This is a genomic window from Streptomyces sp. S6 (genome assembly GCF_054880855.1).
Genome location: NZ_JBTYMC010000414.1, coordinates 1 through 4,730 on the forward strand (window position 1 = coordinate 1; position 4,730 = coordinate 4,730).

Sequence of the window (4,730 nt, forward strand, 5' to 3'; positions counted from 1 at the left end):
ATTTTGTGCTCCAGGTATTCCCCGAACCCTTCGGGTCCGAATTCCCGTCCCAGCCCGCTGTTCTTGTACCCCCCGAAAGGCCCGAGCATATCGAGGCTGAACGTATTCACGACGAGCACACCGGCCGCCACCGCCTCGAAGACCCCGGCGGCCGGCGCGATGAGCCGGGAGAGCGCGGTCCCGCCGACGACGGCGGCCAGGGCATAGAGCCCGTCGGCCGTGGCCACCCCCAGCGCCGCCGCCATGCCCCGCCTGAGCGACACGCGGGAGGCCAGGGTGACGACGAGGACGGACATCGCCCCCACGGGAAGGGCGATTCCGTATCCGGCCAGGATTCCGGAGACGAGCGCGTCGGTCATGTGATCGGCCTCGGGACCCTTTTCGTGACATGGGTGATCGGCTCGGGAACGTCGTCGGGCGGGACGGTGTATCGAGCAGCTGTGCCGTCGTGGCGGTGGCCAGAGCGTCTCCTGGAAGGTAACGCCGGTGAACTGGCCGAGCCACAGGTTTATCCGGCCGGGCACCGTACCTCACCGTCACCTGGCTGCCGGAGGCTCCGGCGGACTCGGCTCGGTGCGGTGGAGGACCGCCACGGCCTCCTCGACGCGGCCGAGGTCGATGAGGTACCCGGCGAGGTCGTGGCGGTTCGCGGAGGTGTGGGGGAGCAGGACGGCGACGGCCTCCTCGGTGCGTCCGGCGGCGGCGAGGAGGCCGGCGAGGTGGGGTGCCGCGTACGAGGTGGAGCCTTCGGGGTGGGAGCGGGCCTGCGTGATCGCTTCGTCGACGCCGTCGCGGGCGGCGATCAGAGGCAGCCGTATCCAGTACAGGTCCCACTCCTCCTCGCCTCCGCAGGCGGTGGCGAGGGCGTCGAGGTGTGCCAGTCCGTCCGAGGGGCGGTCCTGGGCGAGGCACAGGCCTGCCAGGGCGTGGAGGATCCAGTCGTCGCCGTTGCGGGTGTCGGCCTGGGCACGCATGACGTCGATCGCCTCGGTTCCCCGGCCGTGCCGGGCCAGGAGCCGCGCGAGGTCGAAAGCCGAGTCGGGTGAGCCGGGTTGCCGGTACGCGGCAATCGCGCCGTCGACGTCATCACGCTCCTCCAGCACCGTCGCGAGCCGTCGTGCGACGCCCCCCGAGCCGTCGGCCGCCGCGTACGCCCGCAACTCGTCGAGCCGGCCGTGCCGCGCCAGCAACTCGGCCAGTTGCTCCCGGGCGGGGACCCACCCGGCACCGGCGGTGCGCAGCAGGGTGATCGCCTCGTCGGTGCGGCCCTGGCGCTCCCGGATCCGGGCGAGGAGCCCGATCGCCGTGTCCCGGTCGATGCCACGGCAGCACCAGGGAAAGTCGGTGCACCGATGGTCGGTCCGGGCCGCGAGCAGCGCGGCGGCTTCCTCGTCACGACCGGCCGCGCCCGCGACGTCGACCAACGCCACGGCGAAGGAAGACTCGTCGGCATACGGGAGGAGCAGGCCGAACGCCTCGTCCGCGCGGCCGTGCCGGGCGAGCAGGCGCGCGTAGGACTCCAGCGCCATCGGGTGCCCGGCCGCCATCCGGACCCGGGTGATCTCGATGGCCTGCTCGGCGCGGCCCCAGTCCTCCAGCAGCCCGGCGGCGGCCTCGACGGCTGTCCACCAGCCGGTCGCCAGGTACGGCGCGAGCACCTCCCACGCGTCGTCCCGCCGGCCCCGCTCACCCAGCGTCCGCGCCCACTCCAGCGCGCAGAACCACTCCCCACGTCCGGCCTGCCGCTCCACCACATCGACGTGGCCGTGCGCGAGCAGCCGCGAGACCAACTCCGGCGGAATGCAGCCGGACCGCGTCCGGGCCCGGTACTCAAGATCGGCGGCGTCCACAGCCACGCACCCTAACGCCAGTAGCGCAGACGAGCCGTTTCGCTGTCGATCCGGACGACGCACTCCTGGAACAGCGCCATGGGCGCTCCGCCGTCGTCGGGGACCAACGTCAGTCCGAGGTCCCTGATGGGCTTGACGACTCGCATGGTCCGGCTTCCGTCGGGATCGGGGCCGCGCAGGGTCTCCCAGTGTTCGAACCAGGTGCGGACCGCCTCCCATCCGGGGCCGGGGGTGAAGCGGCACAGGAACGTCGGCTGATCGATCTCGTACTCGCGGAGTTCTCCGATCCGGATGTCGCCCCGCATGAGCCACCATCTGCCAGCCATCGCTGCCCCCAGCCGATCGAGCGAGTACCGTACCGACCCATGCGACCGGCCGGCCACATGGGTCGTACCCCTACGGAGAACGCCCGAGCCCTCGGCGCCCGCCCTCACGTTCAGGACGGGACACAGACCTCCTTGCCCTTCAGCGTCCCCTGGCCGACGACCTCGATGAGCGGGTAGACGCAGCCGGCGGCGAGATAGGTGGACCAGGTCTCGGTGCCGGTGTTCGTGCCGGGGACCAGCGGACCGTGGACGTTGCGGCTGAAGTTGGCTCCGCCGCCGGTGGTGTTCTGCCATCCGAGCCGTACGTGAATGGCGGCACCCGCGCGCTTCCAGTAGCCGACGCCGATGACGCCGTTCTGGCCGACGCGGCCGTTGACGTCGATGCAGAGGTCGCCGTTGCCGAGGTCGGTGCAGCGCTGGACGTAGGCGGCCGGGGCGGCCTGCGCCGGGGCGGCCATCGCCGTGGGGGCGACGACGCCGATCAAGGTGGCACCCAGCGCAAGGGCGGAGATCCTCATGGGTCCTCGTTTCTTCCAGCAGTTGGTGAGTGGCTGACCGAGTTTCATGCGCCGGACGCGTGGGCCGCCAACAATTCGACGGACATGGAAACGTGGCGGACGCGATCAGAGCCTCACCCTGATGGGCGTACCGATGCACGGCGGTGGGTGAGGAGGGGAGGGGGACATCTCGCTGGTCAGCGTTCGGCGATGGCGGAAGCCGCGGGCGGGCACCCCGATCGCTCGGTTGCGAGGATCCCCGCCCCTTTTCAGGGTGGGCTGAAGTCGAGCAGTTCTCGGAAGGAATGTCCCATGCGTGCCTCTGTTTCCCGCGGTCTTCTCCTGCCGTCCGCGGTCTGTGCCGCCCTCGTCTTCGGCCCCGTCGGCACGGCAGCCGCCGCCGTCGACACGCACCCCACGACAGCCTGGCCCGTCACCTGGGACGTCACGCACATGACTGACGGGGGGTCGGCCCTCGGGACGGACGCGTTCAGGTTCGGTGTGACGGACCGGCAGGAACGGGACGACGCGTTCACCCCCCTCGTCGAGGCCGCGACCAGGATCGCCGAGGGCGCGCGCAGCGGCATGGACGCGTCCGAGGCCACGGCCTACGCGGACGCCCTGCGCACGGCGAACGCCGAGGTCCGGCAGCGGCTGACGGACCGCGCCGCCGACCCGGCCTCGGACGTTGTGGCCACGGTCCAGTCACTCGTCGACGGACTCCTCAAGGCGCTCACCTCACTCAACCTGCCGGGGGTCCTGAGCACCGTCACGGGTCTCCTGTCCACGGTGGTCGGTGTGGTGGGCGGTCTCCTGGGCGGCCTGCCGCCGCTGCCCGCCGTCCCGTAGCGGCAGCGCGTCGTGTGGGGCGTGTCACAGTCTCGGCGGTGATCGGCGGGCGATGCCTGCACGTACCCCCTGACGACGACCGGACGCCGGGTGCGAAGATGGGCGCGCTATGACTGTCGGAGGGTGGGGCCGGGCGCTGCGGGCGGGTGTGTTCTCCGCCGTGTGCGTCCTGCTCGCCGCCCTCGCGCACGTCATGATGTCGGCCACGTCCGTCCCCTGGGAGGCGATGGCCGCAGGGGTGGCGGCCACCGGCGGGGCCGGCTGGTTCCTGGCCGGCCGTGAACGCGGACGCGCTCTGATCGTCACGGTCGTCGTCACCGCCCAGACCACACTCCACCAGGCGTTCTCGGCGGCGCAGAAGGCTTCGCCGAGCGCCGCTCCGACACCCATGTCCATGGCGGATATGCCGGACATGTCCATGCCTATGGGCGGCATGGACATGCCGGGCATGTCCCACGCGGGGCACGTGATGGGCGACGGCACCCCGCACACCCACAGCATGATCCACATGGACGACGGCGCGTCCCTCGGCATGTTCGCCGGGCACCTCGCCGCCGCCGTCCTGTGCGGACTGTGGCTCGCGTACGGCGAACGTGCCGTCTTCGGCCTCCTGCGCACGGCCGCCGCCCGGCTCACGGCCCCGCTGCGGATGCTGCTGGCGCTGCCCGCGCCGGCCCACCGTCCGCCCGTCCGCAGGCGCCGTCCCGCAGGCCACCGCGCGCCCGCACGTCTCTTCCTGGTCTCCTCGCTCTCCTACCGGGGCCCGCCCAAGGGTGTCGCCGTCTCCGTCTGAGACGGCCGGAACCACCCACCGGGGCACCCCGCCGTACGACAGGGACGCTCCGGGCACGGCCCCCAGTACCGGTGACCCGCGCCCTTCGCCGGCCGGTCCCGGAAGACCCGAGTAAGGACCTGACGTGACTGTTTCCGTCCTGCCCGCACCCCGGTCCGAGCGCGCCCTCGCGGACGCGTCGACGACCGCCTGGGCGCTGGCCGCCCGCAGCGGCGACCCGTACGCCGCCGAACGTTTCGTCCGCGCGCTGCACGGCGACGTCGTCCGGTACGTCGCACATCTCAGCGGCGATCCGCAGAGCGCCGACGACCTGGCCCAGGACACCTTCGCGCGGGCCCTGGGCAGCCTGCACCGCTACGAGGGGCGGGCCCCGGCCCGCGTCTGGCTGCTGTCCATCGCCCGCCGCGCCGTCGCC

At 72.2% G+C, this 4,730-nt stretch carries 7 protein-coding genes; 3 read left to right on the forward strand and 4 right to left on the reverse strand.

What is annotated here, in order from left to right:
- The 4 genes from ACVNF4_RS32560 to ACVNF4_RS32575 all read right to left on the reverse strand — a co-directional run.
- A partial coding sequence (locus ACVNF4_RS32560; protein WP_461806481.1) for an aldehyde dehydrogenase family protein occupies positions 1 to 359 on the reverse strand: 359 nt, incomplete at its 3' end.
- Between the two features lie 177 nt (positions 360 to 536).
- On the reverse strand, positions 537 to 1,856 hold the full coding sequence (locus ACVNF4_RS32565) for a tetratricopeptide repeat protein (protein WP_461806482.1): 1,320 nt from the start codon (positions 1,854 to 1,856) through the stop codon (positions 537 to 539).
- 5 nt (positions 1,857 to 1,861) lie between these two features.
- Positions 1,862 to 2,176 carry a hypothetical protein gene (locus ACVNF4_RS32570; protein WP_461806483.1) on the reverse strand — a complete coding sequence of 105 codons (315 nt, stop codon included), beginning with the start codon at positions 2,174 to 2,176 and terminating at the stop codon, positions 1,862 to 1,864.
- A gap of 110 nt (positions 2,177 to 2,286) precedes the next feature.
- Positions 2,287 to 2,694 carry a hypothetical protein gene (locus ACVNF4_RS32575; RefSeq protein WP_461806484.1) on the reverse strand — a complete coding sequence of 136 codons (408 nt, stop codon included), beginning with the start codon at positions 2,692 to 2,694 and terminating at the stop codon, positions 2,287 to 2,289.
- A 291-nt stretch (positions 2,695 to 2,985) separates the two neighbouring features.
- Between ACVNF4_RS32575 and ACVNF4_RS32580 the strand changes: the two genes are divergently transcribed.
- The 3 genes from ACVNF4_RS32580 to ACVNF4_RS32590 form a co-directional block, all read left to right on the forward strand.
- Positions 2,986 to 3,522 carry a hypothetical protein gene (locus tag ACVNF4_RS32580; RefSeq protein WP_461806485.1) on the forward strand — a complete coding sequence of 179 codons (537 nt, stop codon included), beginning with the start codon at positions 2,986 to 2,988 and terminating at the stop codon, positions 3,520 to 3,522.
- A gap of 109 nt (positions 3,523 to 3,631) precedes the next feature.
- Positions 3,632 to 4,315, forward strand: coding sequence for a hypothetical protein (locus tag ACVNF4_RS32585; protein WP_461806486.1), 684 nt, complete (start codon positions 3,632 to 3,634; stop codon positions 4,313 to 4,315).
- A gap of 124 nt (positions 4,316 to 4,439) precedes the next feature.
- A partial coding sequence (locus ACVNF4_RS32590) for a sigma factor (RefSeq protein WP_461806487.1) occupies positions 4,440 to 4,730 on the forward strand: 291 nt, incomplete at its 3' end.

Bases quoted from the DNA above. Each gene is read 5' to 3' on its own strand.
- ACVNF4_RS32570 (WP_461806483.1), bottom strand. From the start codon at position 2,176: ATGGCTGGCAGATGGTGGCTCATGCGGGGCGACATCCGGATCGGAGAA.
- ACVNF4_RS32575 (WP_461806484.1), bottom strand. From the start codon at position 2,694: ATGAGGATCTCCGCCCTTGCGCTGGGTGCCACCTTGATCGGCGTCGTC.
- ACVNF4_RS32580 (WP_461806485.1), top strand. From the start codon at position 2,986: ATGCGTGCCTCTGTTTCCCGCGGTCTTCTCCTGCCGTCCGCGGTCTGT.
- ACVNF4_RS32585 (WP_461806486.1), top strand. From the start codon at position 3,632: ATGACTGTCGGAGGGTGGGGCCGGGCGCTGCGGGCGGGTGTGTTCTCC.